Raw genomic sequence first — 16,766 nt, 5'->3', positions numbered from 1 at the left:
CCCGCCATGCGCTACCTGCTTTGCCTGCTGCTCCTGCTCGGCACCCCGGCCCACGCCTTCGACCGTGACCAGGTCGAGGGCTACCTGCTGGAGAACGGCCTGCAGGTCATCCTCAAGCCCACCCCGAACCGGGGCCACATCTCCATCCGCCTGGTGGTGGGGGTCGGCTTCGACGACTTCGCCTGCGACGAGAAAGAGCTGCCGCACCTGCTGGAGCACCTGTTCTTCAGTGGCCTGCCCGGCAACGGCGAGGCCGACCTGGAGGCGCGCATGCAGGCCCTGGGCGGCGAGTGGAACGCCTTCACCAGCGACAGCGACACCGCCTTCGTGCTGGAAGTGGCCGCACGCAACCAGCGCCAGGCCCTCGACCTGCTGCTGGCGATCCTCCGCGAAACGCCCCTGGACGAAGGCCGCGTCGCCGCCGCCAAGCGCGTGGTGCAGCGCGAGGGGGGCGGCCACTACTCGCACCTGGAGCGCCTGCTGGACCACCAGTCCCTGGGCCGCGAGGCCCACGAGCAGCTCGCCGTGGAGCTGGGCCTGGCGTGCGCCGAGCGCCCCTCGGTGGAGGGGCTGACCCTGGAGCGCCTGCAGGATGTGCGTGACACCTGGTACGGCGCCAACAACATGTCCCTGATCGTGGTCGGCGACCTCGACCCGCGCCTGCCCGCCTACCTCGACCGCCGCTACGGCGAGCTGCCGCCGGTGGAGGTGCGCGAGCACCCGGCGCTGCCCACCATCAGCGCCGAGGCCGCGCCGCGCCTGACCCTGCGCAAGGGGCTGGTGGGCAATGGCGCCACCCTGCACTGGATCTTCCCCGAGCCGCTGGAGGACGGGGCCGACTACGCCACCCTGGAGCTGCTGCAGGACTACCTGGACTGGGAGCTGTACCAGCAGCTGCGCATCCGCAGCGGCCTCTCCTACGGCCCCTGGACCGACCGCCGCGCCTATGGCGGGCAGAGCTTCACCAGCCTCAACGCCGACCTGGAGCGCGAGGACCTCGACGAAGCGGTGCAGGTGCTGCAGGACACCACCCGGCGCCTGCGCGAGCACGGTGTCGACCGGACCAGCTTCGAGCGCCTGCGCCGGCTGGCGGTAGACCGTCAGGCCTGGGCCGCCCAGGGCGACGTGGCCCTGGCGGACTACTACTGGGGCGCCCTCGGCACCTACCAGGACGGGCGCTTCGAGAGCACCGCCAAGGCTTTCGCCCAGGTCACCCCGGAGCAGGTCGACAGCACCGTCCGCGCGCTGTTCGCCGAGCCGGGCTACCTGCGCATCGAGGCACCGCTGCTGACCTACGAGCAACTGGCCTGGCTGCTGGCCGCGCTGCTCGCCCTGCTGGCCCTGGCCGGCTGGTGGCTGCACCGCCGCCTGCGGCGCTGAACTGGCCGTCGGCCCGGCTTCTCAGCCTGCGGCCGACGGCAGTATCCTTCCGCCCCCCCGCCTGCCACGCCGCCCTGCCATGACGTTCTGGAAAGACCGCCTGTTCGCCCTCATCGCCTTCATCCAGCGCCACCCGCGCCTGGTGGCGCTGTACGGGTTCTGCTCGGGGGTGGGCAGTTTCATCCTGGTGGACCGTGGTGCGCGCCTGGCCAAGGTGGTGGCGGTGCTGATGCTGGTGAGCTGGGTCTGGCTGCTGGCGGAGAACCTGTTCCGCCGGGCCATCGAGCGCTGGCTGAAGATCGAGCTGCCGCCGGCGCTGACGCGCTTCCTGACCCAGCTGATCCACCAGGAAAGCTTCTTCTTCGTGCTGCCGTTCTTCTTCATCACCACCAGCTGGAACAGCGGCCAGGCCCTGTTCACCGGGGTGCTGGGGCTGGCGGCGCTGTTCTCCATCACCGACCCGGTCTACAACAACGCCCTGGCACCGCGCCGCTGGCTGTACCTGGCCTACCACTCCCTGGCGCTGTTCGCCGTGCTGCTGACGGCGCTGCCGATCATCCTGCACCTGACCACGGCGCAGAGCTTCCAGTGGTCCCTGGGCATCGCCGTGCTGCTGTCGTTCCTCAGCCTGTGCAGCGCCATGCGCGTGCGCAGCCTGCGCCGGGGCCTGGCCCTGGTGGGGCTGACCCTGGCCCTGGGCGCCGCCGGCTGGCTGGGCCGGGTGATGGTGCCGCCGGCCACCCTGTGGCTGACCGAAGTGGCGGTGACGCCGGAGATGAACCAGCGCACACCGGGGCAGGGCGTGGAGCAGATCTCCGCCGCCAAGCTGCGGGCCGACGGCCTCTACGCCTACACCGCGATCAACGCCCCGCGCGGGCTGAACGAGCGCATCTACCACGTGTGGCGCTTCGAGGGCCGCGAGGTGGACCGCATCGCCCTCGACATCCACGGCGGCCGCGAGGCCGGCTACCGCGCCTGGACCCACAAGCAGCGCTTCCCCGCCAACCCGGTGGGCCAATGGCAGGTGCGGGTGGTGACCGAGGCCGGCCAGATGATCGGCACCCTGCGTTTCGAGGTCACCGAAGACCCGTTGCCGCCCAAGCCCCGTTGAGCGGATCCACGGCCCAGCGGCGGAGGGATGCCGTGGCGGTGGGCTGAAGCCCACCCTACGAACGGTGGCTCCGGGATCGATGCGGTTCGCCGAGCTCACCGCATCCTACGGACGGCACTCGGCACGATGATGACGGTGGATCGGTGAAGCGCGATCCCCCCTACGAAGCGGGCATGGCGGCAAACGCAGGATGGGCTGAGCGGTGCGAAGCCCATCATTGCCCGGGCGCCGGGTTCGATGCGGAGCGCCGTAGCCCGGGCTTCAGCCCGGGAAGCGCCGGGGAACCGGGATCAGCCGAAGAACCAGTAGCACACGCCGATGGAGGCCAGCACGCCGGCGAAGTCCGCCAGCAGGGCGCAGCCCACGGCGTGGCGGGCGCGCTGGATGCCGACGGCGCCGAAGTACACGGCGAGCACGTAGAAGGTGGTCTCGGTGCTGCCCTGCACGGTGGCGGCGACCAGGGCGGGGAAGCTGTCCACTCCCTGGCTCTGCATGGTCTCGATGAGCATGGCCCGCGCGGCGCTGCCGGAGAACGGCTTGACCAGCGCGGTGGGCAGGGCGTCGACGAAGCGGGTGTCCCAGCCGGCCCATTCCACCAGGCTGCGGATGCCGTCCAGGCCGAACTCCAGGGCGCCCGAGGCGCGCAGCACGCCGACGGCGCAGAGCATCGCCACCAGATAGGGCAACAGGCCCTTGGCCACGTCGAAGCCTTCCTTGGCGCCGTCCACGAAGGCTTCGTAGACCGGCACCTTCTTCAGGGCCCCGGCGAGCAGGAAGACCAGGATCAGCCCGAACAGCACCAGGTTGCCCAGCAGCGAGGACAGCGCCGCCAGGGCGGTGGCAGAGAGCCCGGAGAGCACCGCCATGAAGGCGCCCAGCAGCAGCGCGCCGGGCACCAGGTAGGCCAGCACCACCGGGTCCCACAGGCGCAGGCGCTGCATCACGGCAACGCTCAGCAAGCCCACCAGGGACGAGGCGGTGGTGGCCAGCAGGATGGGCAGGAACACCAGGGTCGGGTCGCTGGCGCCCTGCTGGGCGCGGTACATGAAGATCGACACTGGCAGCAGGGTCAGGGACGAGGCGTTGAGCACCAGGAACAGGATCTGCGCGTTGCTCGCCACGGTGGCGCTGGGGTTGAGCTCCTGCAGGGCCTTCATGGCCTTGAGGCCGATGGGGGTGGCGGCGTTGTCCAGGCCCAGGCCGTTGGCGGCGAAGTTGAGGGTGATCAGCCCCAGCGCCGGGTGCCCGGCCGGCACCTCGGGCATCAGCCGGCGGAACAGCGGCCCCAGCAGCCAGGCCAGGCGCTCCACCAGCCCGGCGCGCTCGGCGATGCGCAGGAAGCCGAGCCAGAGGGTGAGGGTGCCGAACAGCAGCACCATGACCTCCACCGAGAGCTTGGCCATGGCGAACAGGCTCTCCACCATGGCCGCCCAGACGCCGGGATCGCCGCCGATCCAGCGTGCCGCTGCGGCGGTTGCCGCCACCAGGAAGAAGCCGAGCCAGAGGCCGTTGAGCATGGGGGATGTCCCTCGAATCCGATGGGGGCGGATGATAGCGGCGGGCATCGGGGCGGCGCCAGAAGGGCTGCCGGACGGGTGGCCAGCTGTGGGCTGGACATCAATGAGCCGCGCCGGGCGTCCCGTGTGGAACGCCCGGCGTCGGTTTCGCCTGACCCGGCCCGCCTGTGCGGAGGTACCCCCTGTACCCCTAGGTCATGCCGCTCCTGTCGACGCGGAACAACCCGGCCCCCTGGTCATGTGGCCCCGCCTGCGGGGCCTGTGGTCTGAATGCTCAGTACCAGTTCGGATCACGCCGGAGCTCGGCGTCGAGGATCGCCTTCTGGGCCTCGTCCGGCTCGCCCAGCCAGCGCAGGCTGGCGTGGCGGCTGGGCGATTTGTCCGCCGGCAGGCCCGGCGGGACCTGCACCAGCAGGGCGTAGGCGTCCTCCTTGTCCCAGCTGAAGGCCACCAGCAGCTTCTGGTGGGCGCAGTCGGCGCTGTCGCACAGCTGGCCCACCAGGTACTTGTCGCCATCCTCGTTGACCGCCTGCATGGGCGTGGCGGTGCCGCTGAGGTTCATCACCCATTCGGGCAGGCGGCTTTCGTCCTCCACCAGGTCCTGCCAGGTCTCGCGGTACTGCGGGTCGGTGCCCAGCAGTTCGTTGAGGCGGTACTCGGCGTCGGTGTCGGCGGCCAGCGCCGTGCTGCCGGCAAGGCCAAGCAGCAGGGCGGCGCAGAGTGGGCGCAGCGTGCGCATCGGGCCTCCCTAGCCGCGGCGGCGGCCGAAGATGAACGAGACGATGAACAGCACCAGGAACAGCACGAAGAGGATCTTCGCGATGCCTGCGGCGGTGCCGGCGATACCGCCGAAGCCCAGGACAGCGGCGACGATGGCGATGACGAGGAAGGTAAGGGCCCAACTGAGCATGGTGAGTTCTCCTGCGTGGTAGGTAGGTTCAGCGCGCCAGGCCGAGGCCGAGGTCGTGCTGTGCACCGAACGAGGCGGAGGCTTCGTCCTGGGGCGTGTGGGGATCCGGGGTGTCGAGGTCGAGGTCGCTGAGGTAATGGCTTTCCAGCAGCGCGTTGCCCATCGCCAGGGCGCTGGCCAGGGCCAGCAGGCTGAGGGTGAGCAGGGCGGCGAATACGAGGGCCAGGGTCCACATGGTCGTGCTCCTTGGGGTCAGAACACCCAGCGCGGTTGCTGCGTCGGTTCGAGGAAGCGCTGTTGCGCCACGGTGTGCAGGTCGTCCGCCGGCGCGGTGGCCGGGCGCTGGTCCGCCGCCGGCGTGGGCACCACTTCGATGTGGGCGGGCAGCGCGGGCAGGTGTTCGCGGGCCTTGAGGGCGCTGCGCAGCTGGTGTTCCACCAGCATCAGCAGGAACACCGCGAAGGCGACCAGCAGGCCTTTGCCGATGAGCGCGAGACGGGGTTGTGGACGGTTCATGCCGGTTCTCCTCCCTGCACAGGTGGCGGACGGGGCCGCCTCAGGCCATGGACTGCTTGAGGCTGCGCATGCGGTCGTGGCAGGCGCGGACCTTGGGCATTTCCACTGCGATCAGCTCGCGGACCTTGGGTTCGGCGGTCTCCAGGGCATCCTCGAAGGCGTGCAGGATGCGGTCCTCGGCCTGCTCCAGCTGGCCGACGTAGGCGGCGTACTCGTCCTTGGCCAGGGCGGCGCGGGTGTCGGCATAGACCTGGCGCAGGGTGCCCATGAGGGTGCCGCCGGTGGAGGGCGTCTCGTGGTTGGCGGCGACGCGCACGGTGAGCGCCTGGATGACCTCGGTCTTGGCGCTGGCCATCTCGCGGAACAGGCTCTGCAGGTTGGGGTCGCGGACTTCTTCGATGGCGTGCTGGTAGAAGCGCTCGCCGTCGCGGGTGATCTCGATCAGTTCATTCAGTTGTGCGGTGGTGCTGGTCATCTTCCGTTCTCCTGGTCCGAGCGATTCCGGACGCTCTCGACAGGAGATTTCGCAAGCGTTGTGCCAGGTTTTGAAAAAGTCGTTTTTCCTTTTAAAACAGTCAGTTAGCCTCGCCCCGAAAATACCGCCTGCATGCAGGCTGCAATCCGTGTAAGAAATCATCTTGCAACTTGCACGATCTTTCCTGGACTAAGCACCAGACGGCCACCTGGGCCCCCTACGCGTCCCGCCCCGATGGCGGGGTACGCGCCCTCGAACAACGACACGACACAGCGGAGCAAGAACATGGCATCGGCAACGGAAACCCGCGGACGCATCCTGCTGGTGGATGACGAATCGGCGATCCTGCGCACCTTCCGGTACTGCCTGGAGGACGAGGGCTACAGCGTGGCCACCGCCAGCAGCGCGGCGCAGGCGGAGGCGATCCTGCAGCGGCAGGTGTTCGACCTGTGCTTCCTCGACCTGCGCCTGGGCGAGGACAACGGCCTGGACGTGCTGGCACAGATGCGCGTGCAGGCGCCGTGGATGCGGGTGGTGATCGTCACCGCGCATTCGGCGGTGGACACGGCGGTGGACGCCATGCAGGCCGGCGCGGCGGATTACCTGGTCAAGCCCTGCAGCCCCGACCAGCTGCGCCTGTCGGCGGCCAAGCAGCTGGAAGTGCGCCAGCTGACCGCGCGCCTGGAAGCCCTGGAGGGCGAGGTGCGCAAGCCCGGTGACGGCCTGGACTCCCAGAGCCCGGCAATGATGGCGGTGCTGGAAACGGCCCGGCAGGTGGCCAACACCGACGCCAACATCCTCATCCTCGGCGAGTCGGGCACCGGCAAGGGCGAGCTGGCCCGCGCCATCCACGGCTGGAGCAAGCGGGCGAAGAAGGCCTGCGTGACCATCAACTGCCCGTCGCTGTCGGCGGAACTGATGGAGAGCGAGCTGTTCGGCCACACCCGTGGCGCCTTCACCGGGGCCAGCGAGAGCACCCTGGGCCGGGTCAGCCAGGCCGACGGCGGCACGCTGTTCCTCGACGAGATCGGCGATTTTCCCCTCACGTTGCAGCCCAAGTTGTTGCGCTTCATCCAGGACAAGGAATACGAGCGGGTGGGCGATGCGGTGACCCGCCGCGCCGATGTGCGCATCCTCGCCGCCACCAACCTCAACCTGGACGAGATGGTCCGCGAGGGGCGCTTCCGCGAGGACCTGCTCTACCGCCTGAACGTGATCACCCTGCACCTGCCGCCGCTGCGCGAGCGCACCGAGGACCTGCTGGGCCTGGCCGAGCGCTTCCTCGCGCGCTTCGTGAAGGACTACGCGCGGCCGGCCCGGGGCTTCAGCGAGGCGGCGCGGGAGGCGCTGCTGAACTACGCCTGGCCGGGCAACGTGCGCGAGCTGCGCAACGTCATCGAGCGCGCCAGCATCATCTGCGGCCAGGAGCTGGTGGACGTCGGCAACCTCGGCCTGAGCGAGGCGCCGAGCGCCAACAACGCCCCGCGCATCGGCGCCGCCATGAGCCTGGAGGACCTGGAGAAGGCCCACATCGCGGCGGTGCTGGCCACCAGCGACACCCTGGACCAGGCAGCCCGGACGCTCGGCATCGACGCCTCTACGCTGTACCGGAAGCGCAAGCAGTACGGCCTATGAGGTTCCCGATGAAGCTGCGCACGCGGCTGTTCCTCAGCATCTCCGCGCTGATCACCGTGGCCCTGCTGGGGCTGTTGCTGGGGGTGACCAGCGTGATGCAGCTGGCGCGCTCCCAGGAGCAGCTGATCGCCTACAACTTCGCCACCATCGACCAGGGCGAGAAGATGCGCCGCCAGTTGGGCGACCAGTTGGTGCTGATCACCGCGCCACACACTGACGCGGCGAAGCTGCATGCCTCCCAGCAGCAGTTCCGCAAGGTGCTGGAAGAGGGCCTGATGAACGCCCGGGACGAAGCCACCCGGGAGGGCTTCCGGGCCATCGCCGAGCGCTTCGCGCGCTTCGTCGAGGTGTCTGCCGTGGCGGCGGAACAGGACCAGCGGCCGATGGACGACGAGGCCTTCAGCGAGGCCCTGAACGCCACCCGCAACGCGATGATGGAGCTGCAGCGCCATGCGCTGGACAGCGTGTCGGCCTCCGAGCGCTACACCCGCGAGCGGGCGGTGCTGGTGGCCGGGCTGCTGGGCCTGCTGGCCCTGGCGGTGCTGCTGATCGGGGTGGTGACCGCCCACGGCATCGCGCGGCGCTTCGGCGCGCCCATCGAGGCGCTGGCGCGGGCGGCGGACCGCATCGGCCAGGGCGATTTCCAGGTCACCCTGCCGCTCTCCTCGGTGAGCGAGATGGCCTCCCTGAGCCGGCGCTTCGGGCTGATGGCCGAGGCCCTGCGACAGCTGAAGGAAACCAATATCGAGAAGATGCTGGCCGAGCAGCGGCGGCTGAAGGCGGTGCTGGACAGCATCGACGACGGCTTGCTGATCCTTGACCGCGATGGCCGCATCGAGCACGCCAACCCGGTGGCGCAGCGCCAGTTGGCCTGGGACACCGAGCAGTTGGGCCAGCCGCTGAGCCGGGCCCTGGCGGTGCCGGCGCTGGAAGAGACCACCCGGCGGGTGCTGGCCGGCCAGGCGCTGGACCAGGTGCACCCGGACCTGGACATCCTCGCCGAGGGCGAGCACCGCCTGCTGAGCTGGCGGCTGACCCCGGTGAGCCTGGACGACGCGCGGGTGATGGGCGCGGTGATGGTGCTGCGCGACGTGACCGAGCAGCGTGCCTTCGAGCGGGTGCGCAACGAGTTCGTGCTGCGCGCCTCCCATGAGTTGCGCACGCCGGTGACCGGCATGCAGATGGCCTTCGGCCTGCTGCGCGAGCGGGTGAAGGTGGCGCCGGACTCCCGCGAGGCGGACCTGCTGCAGACGGTGGACGAGGAGATGCAGCGCCTGGTGCGGCTGATCAACGACCTGCTGCACTTCTCCCGCTACCAGAACGGCATGCAGACCCTGACCCTGGCGCCCTGCGACCTGGACGAGCTGCTCGGCGGGGTGCGCGAGCGCTTCCTGGCCCAGGCCGAGGAGCGGCAGGTGGCCATCGAGCTGGACCTGCAGGGCCCGCTGCCCCGGGTACCGGTGGACCGGCCGCAGCTGGAGCGGGTGCTGGACAACCTGATGAGCAACGCCCTGCGCCACGCCCCCCGCGACGGGCGCATCCGCCTGCAGTCACGCCGCCACGGCGAGCGGGTGATCCTCAGCGTGGAGGACAACGGCGACGGCGTGCCCTACAGCCAGCAGGCGCGCATCTTCGAGCCCTTCGTGCAGCTGGGGCACAACCCCGGCGGCGTGGGCCTGGGGCTGGCGCTGTGCAAGGAGATCGTGCGGCTGCACGGCGGGCGCATCGGCATCTATTCGCGCCCCGGCGAGGGGGCGCAGTTCTACCTGACGCTGCCGGTGTAGAAGCGGCGCTCAGCGCGCGCCGCGGTTGAGCACCAGCAGCAGGGCGGCGGTCTCGGCGTCCGGCTGGCCGTCGTAGCGGCTCGGGCGGTACTTCATCTGGAAGGCGGCGATGACGTTGCGGGTGGCTTCGTCCAGCTGGCCGTTGCGCGGCACGGCATAGCCCTGGCGCTCCAGCTGCATCTGGAACCAGTCCACGGTGGGCAGGGCGGTGGCGAAGCGCACCTGTTCCTCGGCCACGGCGCGGTCGTCCGGCCAGGGCACCAGGCCGGCGTCGGCCAGGCGCTTCCAGGGGAACAGCGGGCCCGGGTCGACCTTGCGCTGGGGGGCGATGTCGCTGTGGCCGATGATGCTGCCCGGAGGCAGGCCGTGGCGCTTGACCAGGTCCTTGAGGAGCGGGATGAGGGCGTTGATCTGGCCCTCGTCGAAGGGCTCCCATTCCAGCCCGTGGCCGGTCTGCCGGTAGCCTTCGTTGACCAGTTCGATGCCGATGGTGCTGGCGTTCAGCCAGGTGCGCCCCTGCCATTCGCTCTGCCCGGCGTGCCAGGCGCGGCGGTCCTCGCCCACCAGCTGGTAGACGGTGGGCGGCTGGGCGCCGATCAGGTAGTGGGCGCTGACGTCGCCTTCGGTCAGCAGGTGCAGGGAGTTGGCCAGGTTGGTGGAGGTGTAGTGCAGGACGATGTACTGCACCCGGCTGTTCTGGTTCTGCGAGGGGTGGCTGCGGTCGATCTGCAGGCCGTCGTGGGCGCAGCCACCGAGCAGGGTCAGGCACAGGCCGAGGGGGAGAAGTCGTTTCATGGGCGGATGTGCAACACGCTTTGCAGGTTGTCCAGGAGCATGTCGACGCTGAGCATGATCAGCAGCATGCCGGTGAGGCGCTCGACGGCCATGAGGCCGCGCTCGCCGAGGAAGCGCTGGAGGAAGGCGGCCTGCAGGAGGATCACGGCGGTGCAGGCCCAGGCCAGGATGACGGCGATGTACAGCTCCCACAGCTGGCCCTGGTGGGTGTTGCGCAGGGTCATCAGGACGGCGAGGGCGGAAGGGCCTGCCACCGCCGGGGTGGCCAGGGGCACCAGCATCGGTTCGCCGCCGGGCAGGTCGCCGAGCACGCCTTCGGGCCGGGGGAAGATCAGCCGCAGGGCGATGATGAAGAGGATGATGCCGCCGGCGATGGCGATGGCCTCGCGGGACAGGCCCAGGCCGCTGAGGATGTTCTCGCCGAAGGTGAGGAACAGCAGCAGCAGGCCGAGGGCGAACACCAGCTCGCGCAGGGCGACCTTGAGGCGCCGCTCGGGGGCGACGTTCTTCAGGGCAGCGATGAAGATGGCGATGTTCCCGAAGGGGTCGGTGACCAGGAAAATCAGCACCGCGATTCCGAGGATGTCCATGAGCGCTCCTGTGCGGGATACGGAATGGTAGGAGGGTGGGCCGGGTGCCGTCGAGCGGCACCCGCCGACGTGTCAGAAGCGGTAGCGCAGGGTACCGCGCAGGGCACGCTGGTCGCCCGGCAGGGGCAGCAGGCGGTCGTCGCCCTGGCCCAGGCCGCCGCTCTGCTGCAGGTACTGCAGGCCGAGCAGCAGCTCGCGCTCGCGGGAGAAGAAGTAGTCGCCGGCATCGAAGCTGAGTTGCGGGCTGAAGCCGAAGCCGGCCGCCCGCGAGCCTTCGCTGCCGGCCCAGTCGAGGCCGCCGTCCAGCAGCCATTCGCTGTCGCCGATGCCGAAGGCATACAGCCAGGTGCCGCTGAGCTGGGCGGTGCGCCCCGGTTCGCGGGCGTCGTCCCGGGGCAGCAGCGCCAGGTCCAGCAGCTCCAGCTCCGGCGCGGCGACGATCAGGCTGAGCCCGCTCAGGGCCAGGTGCTCGGCACTGCTGGCGTGCCAGCCGAGGCCGGCGCTGGCCATGGGCGGGCGCGGGGCCTCGTTGCCAGGGCGGACGAAACTCTCCCCGGCGGAATAGGGCAGGGTGGTGAACGCCAGGTTGCTGTCCATCAGCGGCAGCAGGGATTCGGCAGGCGCCTGGGCGGAGCACAGGCCCAGGGCCAGCGCGCCCAGCCAGCAGGCGGCGCGGTGGAAAGATGCACGCATCGAAAGGCTCCGGTGAGGATGACGGCCCCCCGTTCATCGCGGGGGTGCCAGGCAAGGGGGCGCGATTATACGCAGCCGCCCGGCGTGCGTCCGGCCCTTCCGGACGGCACTGTTCAACAACCGGAAATTGCCTATAACGTGTACAGACACAAGGACAACCCGGGAAACGGACCTGCCCAATGAGGACCCTCGCCATGCGTCGCCTGCTCTGGTTCAAACAGGACCTGCGACTCGACGACCACCCGGCCGTGCAGGCCGCCCTGGGCGCCGAGCGCGTGTTGCCGCTGTACGTCTTCGACCCGACCCTGCTGCGCCCCGGCCCCCTCGGCACCCGCCCGATGGGCGTGCACCGCATGCGCTTCCTGCTGGAAAGCCTGGCGGCGCTGGACGGCGAGCTGCGCCACCGCGGCTCACGCCTGCTGGTGGTGCAGGGCGTGGCGTCCCAGGTGATCCCGGCGCTGGTGGACCACCTGCAGCTGGACGAGGTGCTGACCCTGGACGAGGTGGCACCGGCGGCGCGGACGCTGATCGAGGAGACCCGCCAGGCCCTGGCCGGCGTGCCGCTGACCACCTTCGCCGGCGATACGCTGTTGCGCCGCGAGGAGCTGCCGGCGCCGGTGGAGGCCCTGCCGGCGGTGTTCAGCCAGTTCCGCGACCAGGTGCAGCAACGCCTCAGCGTGTTCCAGCCGCGCTCGGCCCCGGCCGCCCTGCCCCCGACGCCGGAACCGGCGGACCGGCTGTTCGAGCCGCTGCCGAGCCTGTCCCGCCTCGGCCTGGGGGAGCCCCTGGCCCATGTGAACAGCACCTTCCCCTTCGCCGGCGGCGAACCGGCGGCCCTGGCCCGGGTGCGCGACTACCTGTGGGAAGGGCGCGGGGTCCGCGACTACGAGACCACCCGCTACGGCCTGACCGGAACCGAATACTCCTCCAAGTTCTCCCCCTGGCTGGCCAACGGCTGCCTGTCGGCGCGCCGGGTGGTGGCGGAGCTGCGCCGCCACGAGGCGCAGTACGGCGCCAATGCCTCGACCCGCCTGCTGTGGGAACAGGTGCTGTGGCGCGACTTCTTCCGCTGGACGCTGCTGCGCCACGGCGAGGCGCTGTTCCAGCCCGGCGGCGTGCGCGCCACGGCGCGGGCACCGCAGAACCTGGACGCGCGCTTCGAGGCCTGGTGCCACGGGCGCACCGGCCTGCCCCTGGTGGATGCGGCCATGCGCGAGCTGGCGACCACGGGCTTTCTCGCCCACCGCCTGCGCCAGGTGGTGGCCAGCTACTTGGTCAGCGACCTGCAGCAGGACTGGCGCCATGGCGCGGCCTGGTTCGAGGAGCACCTGCTGGACCACGACCCGGCGAGCAACTGGGGCAACTGGGCCTACCTGGCCGGGGTGGCGAGCGATCCGCAGCGCAGCCAGGCGTTCAATGCCCTGCGCCAGGCACGCCATCTGGACCCGGAGGCAGAGTACGTGAGCCTGTGGCTGCCGGAGCTGCGGGCGGTGCCGCGCAACCTGCGGCACACGCCCTTCGTGCTGTCGCGCCTGCAGCTGGATGCGCTGGACTACCCGCGTCTGGAGCAGGTGCCGGAAGCGTGGAAGCCCTACCTGACGAGCGCCGCGTAGGCGGCGCTCAACCCAGTTCGATGCGGTTGCGACCGCCGCGCTTGGCCCGGTAGAGAGCCTGGTCGGCCCGTTCGAAGGCAGCCGCGTCGCTTTCCCCCTGCGCGAAGGACACCAGCCCGCCCGAGAGGGTGATGGTCACCGGCTCGCCCTTGAAGTGGAACGGGCACTGTTCGATGCCGGCACGCAGGTTGTCCAGCAGCTGGCGGCCGCCGTCGAGCTGGGTGGCGGGGATCAGCAGGACGAACTCCTCGCCACCGAAGCGGGCGATGAAGTCGGTCTTGCGCAGGCGCTTGGCGATCTCGCCGGCGATCAGCTTGAGCACCTTGTCGCCGGCCAGGTGGCCGTAGTTGTCGTTGATCCGCTTGAAGTGGTCGATGTCCAGCACGCCCAGCAGCAGCTCGCCGCCGTAGCGCTTCCAGCGCGCCACCTCCAGCTCCAGGCGTTCGCTCCAGGCGGCGCGGTTGGGCAGGCCGGTGAGGGTGTCGCGCAGGGCTTTCTGGCGCTGCTCTTCGAGGTGGTCGCGGAAGGTGTTGGCTTCCTGCTCCATGGTGGACACGCGCTCGATGAGGCTCTGCAGGCGCCCGCTGACCTCGGCCTCGCGCACTTCGCGCTCGCGCTGGAAGCTGTTCATGGTGCTGAGCAGGCCTTCGAGGCGCTGCTCGACGGCGCGCTTGAGGTCGTCCAGGTCGGTGGCTTCCTGCACGCTGTTCTGCAGCCCGCTGACCTGCTCGCGCAGCTGGTCGTCGAGCTGGCGGGCGTTCTGCAGTTCGTCGTTGTAGCCCTGGTGGGCGCTGGTGAGGGTGGCGACGAAGGCGGCCAGGCGCTCGTTGAGCTGCTGCAGGTAGCCGGCGAATTCGCGGTGGCCGTTGTCGGTGATGGCCAGCACCAGCACGGCGAGGTCATCCAGCACGGGGACCAGTTCGTACCAGTTGAGGTTGCCTTCCAGGCGCCGCCGCAGGTCTTCGGCCTGGGGCTTGTGGCGTTCGGGCAGCTCCAGCTCGTCCAGCAGGCTGCGCAGGCTGGCGGCGACGTGGGGGGCGACCGCGCTGTAGCCGGGCTCGGGGGCGGGCGGCAGTTCGTAGGCCGGGTCCCCTTCGCCGGTGATCAGGCTGTGGGGCATGGGCAGGCTGTCGAGGCCCGGGCGGGGTTCATCCGCAGCGGCTACGGGCCGGACGGCGGACGCGGGCGCTGCCTCGGGCGTGGCCGGGCTGGGCGCGAGGGCGACCGGGGCGGCAGCGGGCGGGGCATCCAGCGCTGGCGCGCTGGAGGCGACGACGTCTGCTACCGGCTCGGGAGCGCTCGGCGGGGCTGCAGTGCTGGTTGCAGGTGCAGGTGCAGGTGCAGGTGCAGGTGCAGGTGCAGGTGCAGGTGCAGGTGCAGGTGCAGGTGCAGGTGCAGGTGCAGGTGCAGGTGCAGGTGCAGGTGCAGGTGCAGCAGGCTGGGGCGCGGCGGCGGGGCTGTCCAGCGCGTCGTCGTCCTCGTCGTCGTCCTCGTCGTCGGCCGGGGACTGGACCGGCACCGGCGCAGGCGTGGCCGGGGCGCTGGCCACAGGGGCGTCCGGCGCGCCGGGCTGGGCCTCGTCGGCTCCGCCCTCGCCGTTGCCGAACAGCCGCTGCAACAGGCCGGGACGCGGCGGCGGGGCGTCGCCGGTCAGCACTTCGAGGGCGCGGTTCTGCAGCTCGCTCAGCTCGCTGAGCAGGGCGGGCATCTCGCGGGAGCTGCCGGCGCGCTCGTCGAGGCGCTTGGCGAACTGCTTGAGGGATTTGCGCACCTCCCGCGGGACGTCGAGCTTGAGCAGCTGGTTGGCCAGGCCACCCAGGGCGCCGACGTTCTGCTGGATGCGTTGCTGGCGGCGCTGCTCGGAGTCGAGCACGGCCTTTTCCAGCCGGGGGATGAGGGCGGACAGGCCGGCGTCGATCTTGTCGCCACGGATGATCTCCCGCAGCTCCTGCATGCAGGCGTCCACCGCCTTGTCGGTGCCTTCGGCGGCCAGGGAGCTGCGCACCAGACCCCGGCGCAGCAGGTCGAGGCGCGCCTCCCAGAGGCGTTCGAGCTTTTCCTGCTCTTCCAGGCTTTCCAGGTACTTGGCTTTCCAGCGCTGGCCGTCGTCGCTCATGGTGCGGATCCGGAAGGGTCGAGCCTGGCCGGGAGTGCGTCGCCGCGCAGGGAGGCGGGCAGACGGATGTCCACGGCCACCGGCAGGTGGTCGGAGATGGGTTGGCTGAGCACCTGCACGCGCTCCAGGGTGAGGCTGGGGCTGAGCAGGATGTGGTCGAGGCAGCGCTGGGGGCGCCAGCTCGGGAAGGTGGCCTCGACCTGCGGCGCCAGTAGCCCGAGGTCACGCAGGGGCGAGTGGTGCAGCAGGTCGGTGGCGTGGGTGTTCATGTCGCCCATGAGCACCTGATGGCGGTAGTTGCCGATCAGCTCGCGGATGTAGGCGAGCTGGCGGGTGCGGGCCTTGGTGCCGAGGGCGAGGTGCATCATGACCACCACCAGGGCGTCGTCGCCCTCGCCGAAGCGCATGAGGATGGCGCCGCGACCGGGCGGGCCGGGCAGGGGGTGGTCTTCCAGCTGGGTGGGCTGCAGGCGGCTGAGCAGGCCGTTGCTGTGCTGCGCCAGGCGCCCGAGGTTGCGGTTGAGCTGCTGGTACCAGTAGGGGAAGGCACCGAGCTGGGCCAGGTGTTCGACCTGGTTGACGTAGCCGGAGCGCAGGCTGCCACCGTCCACTTCCTGCAGGGCGACGAGGTCGAAGTCACCCAGGAGGGCGCCGATGCGCTGGAGGTTGCCGGCTCGCCCGGCATGGGGCAGGAGGTGCTGCCAGCCGCGGGTGAGGTAGTGGCGGTAGTGGCCGGTGTTGATGCCGACCTGGATGTTGAAGCTGAGCAGGCGCAGCCGGCCGTCTTCGGGCAAGCCGCTGGCGTCGCAATGAGGGTTGACCTGCGCGGTGCGCAGGCCAGCGGTGCGATCGTTGCTCCAGCGGCGCAGCATGGGCCTGCCCCGGTGCCGCTTACTTCGCGGCACGCTCCTTGGCGATCAGGTAGTCGGCGACGGCGGTGGTCTGCTCCAGGCCACCGGAGGAGCCGATGTCGAAGCGGTACTTGCCGTTGACGATGAGGGTCGGTACGCCGGAGATCTGGTAGGCGACGGCCAGCTTCTTGGCTTTCTCCATCTGGCTCTTCACGCCGAAGGAGTCGAAGGCCTTGAGGAAGGCTTCCTTGTCGACACCGTGGGCGGCAAGGAAATCAGCCATGGCTTCCTTGGTGGCGAGCTTGTTGCCTTCCTTGTGGATGGCATCGAACACGGCTTTGTGCACGCTGTGCTCCACACCCATGCTCTCGAGGGTGATGAACAGCTGGCCGTGGACGTTCCACAGGCCGCCGAACATGGCGGGAACGCGCACGAAGTTGACGTCTTCCGGGAGCTTCTCGGACCAGGCGTTGACGGTCGGTTCGAATTGGTAGCAGTGCGGGCAGCCGTACCAGAACAGCTCCACCACCTCGATCTTGCCGGGCTTGGAGACCGGCACCGGGCTGCTCAGCTCGACATACTGCTTGCCCGCCTGGATGTCTTCGGCGTGGGCGGCGGTCATGCCGAACAGGCTCGCGCTGGCGAGTACGGCGGAAAGGATCAGGTTACGCATGCTTGGCTCCTAGACGGATCGTGGGGTTCTGCGACGGGCCCAGCTTCGACCGGGGGCCGCTGGGCGGGTTCCGCATTGTAGCGAGGCTGCCAATGAAAAAGGGTGGC

17 protein-coding genes are annotated in these 16,766 nt (G+C 70.1%); 5 read left to right on the top strand and 12 right to left on the bottom strand.

The window, feature by feature from the left end:
• Positions 1 to 6 precede the first annotated feature (6 nt).
• Positions 7 to 1,380: a M16 family metallopeptidase gene (locus PotMrB4_RS00590; protein ID WP_172432252.1), complete on the top strand. Its 1,374-nt coding sequence runs from the start codon at positions 7 to 9 to the stop codon at positions 1,378 to 1,380.
• Positions 1,381 to 1,459: 79 nt separating this feature from the next.
• The gene (locus PotMrB4_RS00585; protein ID WP_172432251.1) at positions 1,460 to 2,491 is read left to right on the top strand and encodes a DUF5924 family protein; all 1,032 of its coding nucleotides are present in this window, start codon (positions 1,460 to 1,462) and stop codon (positions 2,489 to 2,491) included.
• Positions 2,492 to 2,781: 290 nt separating this feature from the next.
• Here PotMrB4_RS00585 and PotMrB4_RS00580 read toward each other — a convergent pair whose 3' ends face one another.
• From PotMrB4_RS00580 to PotMrB4_RS00555, 6 genes are all read right to left on the bottom strand, one after another.
• On the bottom strand, positions 2,782 to 4,008 hold the full coding sequence (locus tag PotMrB4_RS00580; protein ID WP_172432250.1) for a nucleoside recognition domain-containing protein: 1,227 nt from the start codon (positions 4,006 to 4,008) through the stop codon (positions 2,782 to 2,784).
• 274 nt (positions 4,009 to 4,282) lie between these two features.
• Positions 4,283 to 4,747: an inhibitor of vertebrate lysozyme family protein gene (locus tag PotMrB4_RS00575; RefSeq protein WP_142013126.1), complete on the bottom strand. Its 465-nt coding sequence runs from the start codon at positions 4,745 to 4,747 to the stop codon at positions 4,283 to 4,285.
• Between the two features lie 9 nt (positions 4,748 to 4,756).
• Complete coding sequence (locus PotMrB4_RS00570; RefSeq protein WP_044406249.1) at positions 4,757 to 4,918, bottom strand: DUF1328 domain-containing protein; 162 nt, start codon at positions 4,916 to 4,918, stop codon at positions 4,757 to 4,759.
• A 28-nt stretch (positions 4,919 to 4,946) separates the two neighbouring features.
• Positions 4,947 to 5,153 carry a hypothetical protein gene (locus PotMrB4_RS00565; RefSeq protein WP_074969975.1) on the bottom strand — a complete coding sequence of 69 codons (207 nt, stop codon included), beginning with the start codon at positions 5,151 to 5,153 and terminating at the stop codon, positions 4,947 to 4,949.
• A gap of 17 nt (positions 5,154 to 5,170) precedes the next feature.
• Positions 5,171 to 5,434 carry a hypothetical protein gene (locus PotMrB4_RS00560; RefSeq protein ID WP_044406243.1) on the bottom strand — a complete coding sequence of 88 codons (264 nt, stop codon included), beginning with the start codon at positions 5,432 to 5,434 and terminating at the stop codon, positions 5,171 to 5,173.
• A gap of 40 nt (positions 5,435 to 5,474) precedes the next feature.
• Positions 5,475 to 5,909: a ferritin-like domain-containing protein gene (locus PotMrB4_RS00555; RefSeq protein ID WP_044406241.1), complete on the bottom strand. Its 435-nt coding sequence runs from the start codon at positions 5,907 to 5,909 to the stop codon at positions 5,475 to 5,477.
• A 285-nt stretch (positions 5,910 to 6,194) separates the two neighbouring features.
• On the opposite strand from PotMrB4_RS00555, the gene algB reads away from it, so the two are divergent.
• Both algB and PotMrB4_RS00545 read left to right on the top strand, forming a co-directional pair.
• Positions 6,195 to 7,544, top strand: a complete 1,350-nt coding sequence (algB, locus tag PotMrB4_RS00550; protein ID WP_044406239.1) for a sigma-54-dependent response regulator transcription factor AlgB — start codon at positions 6,195 to 6,197, stop codon at positions 7,542 to 7,544.
• Positions 7,541 to 9,328, top strand: a complete 1,788-nt coding sequence (locus tag PotMrB4_RS00545; protein ID WP_044406237.1) for a KinB sensor domain-containing domain — start codon at positions 7,541 to 7,543, stop codon at positions 9,326 to 9,328. The genes algB and PotMrB4_RS00545 overlap by 4 nt, the downstream gene beginning before the upstream one ends.
• Positions 9,329 to 9,337: 9 nt before the next feature.
• Here PotMrB4_RS00545 and PotMrB4_RS00540 read toward each other — a convergent pair whose 3' ends face one another.
• From PotMrB4_RS00540 to PotMrB4_RS00530, 3 genes are all read right to left on the bottom strand, one after another.
• Complete coding sequence (locus tag PotMrB4_RS00540; RefSeq protein WP_107331767.1) at positions 9,338 to 10,123, bottom strand: N-acetylmuramoyl-L-alanine amidase; 786 nt, start codon at positions 10,121 to 10,123, stop codon at positions 9,338 to 9,340.
• Complete coding sequence (locus PotMrB4_RS00535) at positions 10,120 to 10,713, bottom strand: MarC family protein (protein WP_142013132.1); 594 nt, start codon at positions 10,711 to 10,713, stop codon at positions 10,120 to 10,122. The genes PotMrB4_RS00540 and PotMrB4_RS00535 overlap by 4 nt, the downstream gene beginning before the upstream one ends.
• A 72-nt stretch (positions 10,714 to 10,785) precedes the next feature.
• A complete protein-coding gene (locus PotMrB4_RS00530; protein ID WP_172432249.1) occupies positions 10,786 to 11,406 on the bottom strand; it encodes a hypothetical protein in 621 nt (206 codons plus the stop codon).
• Positions 11,407 to 11,600: 194 nt separating this feature from the next.
• Between PotMrB4_RS00530 and PotMrB4_RS00525 the strand changes: the two genes are divergently transcribed.
• Complete coding sequence (locus tag PotMrB4_RS00525) at positions 11,601 to 13,019, top strand: DASH family cryptochrome (protein ID WP_044406225.1); 1,419 nt, start codon at positions 11,601 to 11,603, stop codon at positions 13,017 to 13,019.
• Positions 13,020 to 13,026: 7 nt separating this feature from the next.
• Here the strand turns inward: PotMrB4_RS00525 and PotMrB4_RS00520 are convergent, their stop codons facing one another.
• Genes PotMrB4_RS00520 through PotMrB4_RS00510 form a run of 3 tightly spaced genes read right to left on the bottom strand, consistent with a single transcriptional unit; the run spans position 13,027 to position 16,659 of the window.
• Positions 13,027 to 15,135: a GGDEF domain-containing protein gene (locus PotMrB4_RS00520; protein ID WP_172432248.1), complete on the bottom strand. Its 2,109-nt coding sequence runs from the start codon at positions 15,133 to 15,135 to the stop codon at positions 13,027 to 13,029.
• A complete protein-coding gene (locus PotMrB4_RS00515; protein WP_139233606.1) occupies positions 15,132 to 16,007 on the bottom strand; it encodes an endonuclease/exonuclease/phosphatase family protein in 876 nt (291 codons plus the stop codon). The genes PotMrB4_RS00520 and PotMrB4_RS00515 overlap by 4 nt, the downstream gene beginning before the upstream one ends.
• A 19-nt stretch (positions 16,008 to 16,026) precedes the next feature.
• On the bottom strand, positions 16,027 to 16,659 hold the full coding sequence (locus PotMrB4_RS00510; RefSeq protein ID WP_074969963.1) for a thiol:disulfide interchange protein DsbA/DsbL: 633 nt from the start codon (positions 16,657 to 16,659) through the stop codon (positions 16,027 to 16,029).
• Positions 16,660 to 16,766: the final 107 nt, after the last annotated feature.

This window comes from Metapseudomonas otitidis (genome assembly GCF_011397855.1).
In the GTDB taxonomy this organism is placed as follows: Bacteria; Pseudomonadota; Gammaproteobacteria; order Pseudomonadales; family Pseudomonadaceae; genus Metapseudomonas; species Metapseudomonas otitidis.
This window is presented reverse-complemented; position numbering and strand designations above follow the sequence as displayed.

Excerpts from the sequence above, each read along its gene's own strand:
- PotMrB4_RS00590 (WP_172432252.1), top strand. The coding sequence starts at position 7 with ATGCGCTACCTGCTTTGCCTGCTGCTCCTGCTCGGCACCCCGGCCCAC.
- PotMrB4_RS00585 (WP_172432251.1), top strand. The coding sequence starts at position 1,460 with ATGACGTTCTGGAAAGACCGCCTGTTCGCCCTCATCGCCTTCATCCAG.
- PotMrB4_RS00580 (WP_172432250.1), bottom strand. The coding sequence starts at position 4,008 with ATGCTCAACGGCCTCTGGCTCGGCTTCTTCCTGGTGGCGGCAACCGCC.
- PotMrB4_RS00575 (WP_142013126.1), bottom strand. The coding sequence starts at position 4,747 with ATGCGCACGCTGCGCCCACTCTGCGCCGCCCTGCTGCTTGGCCTTGCC.
- PotMrB4_RS00570 (WP_044406249.1), bottom strand. The coding sequence starts at position 4,918 with ATGCTCAGTTGGGCCCTTACCTTCCTCGTCATCGCCATCGTCGCCGCT.
- PotMrB4_RS00565 (WP_074969975.1), bottom strand. The coding sequence starts at position 5,153 with ATGTGGACCCTGGCCCTCGTATTCGCCGCCCTGCTCACCCTCAGCCTG.
- PotMrB4_RS00560 (WP_044406243.1), bottom strand. The coding sequence starts at position 5,434 with ATGAACCGTCCACAACCCCGTCTCGCGCTCATCGGCAAAGGCCTGCTG.
- PotMrB4_RS00555 (WP_044406241.1), bottom strand. The coding sequence starts at position 5,909 with ATGACCAGCACCACCGCACAACTGAATGAACTGATCGAGATCACCCGC.
- algB (WP_044406239.1), top strand. The coding sequence starts at position 6,195 with ATGGCATCGGCAACGGAAACCCGCGGACGCATCCTGCTGGTGGATGAC.
- PotMrB4_RS00545 (WP_044406237.1), top strand. The coding sequence starts at position 7,541 with ATGAGGTTCCCGATGAAGCTGCGCACGCGGCTGTTCCTCAGCATCTCC.
- PotMrB4_RS00540 (WP_107331767.1), bottom strand. The coding sequence starts at position 10,123 with ATGAAACGACTTCTCCCCCTCGGCCTGTGCCTGACCCTGCTCGGTGGC.
- PotMrB4_RS00535 (WP_142013132.1), bottom strand. The coding sequence starts at position 10,713 with ATGGACATCCTCGGAATCGCGGTGCTGATTTTCCTGGTCACCGACCCC.
- PotMrB4_RS00530 (WP_172432249.1), bottom strand. The coding sequence starts at position 11,406 with ATGCGTGCATCTTTCCACCGCGCCGCCTGCTGGCTGGGCGCGCTGGCC.
- PotMrB4_RS00525 (WP_044406225.1), top strand. The coding sequence starts at position 11,601 with ATGCGTCGCCTGCTCTGGTTCAAACAGGACCTGCGACTCGACGACCAC.
- PotMrB4_RS00520 (WP_172432248.1), bottom strand. The coding sequence starts at position 15,135 with ATGAGCGACGACGGCCAGCGCTGGAAAGCCAAGTACCTGGAAAGCCTG.
- PotMrB4_RS00515 (WP_139233606.1), bottom strand. The coding sequence starts at position 16,007 with ATGCTGCGCCGCTGGAGCAACGATCGCACCGCTGGCCTGCGCACCGCG.
- PotMrB4_RS00510 (WP_074969963.1), bottom strand. The coding sequence starts at position 16,659 with ATGCGTAACCTGATCCTTTCCGCCGTACTCGCCAGCGCGAGCCTGTTC.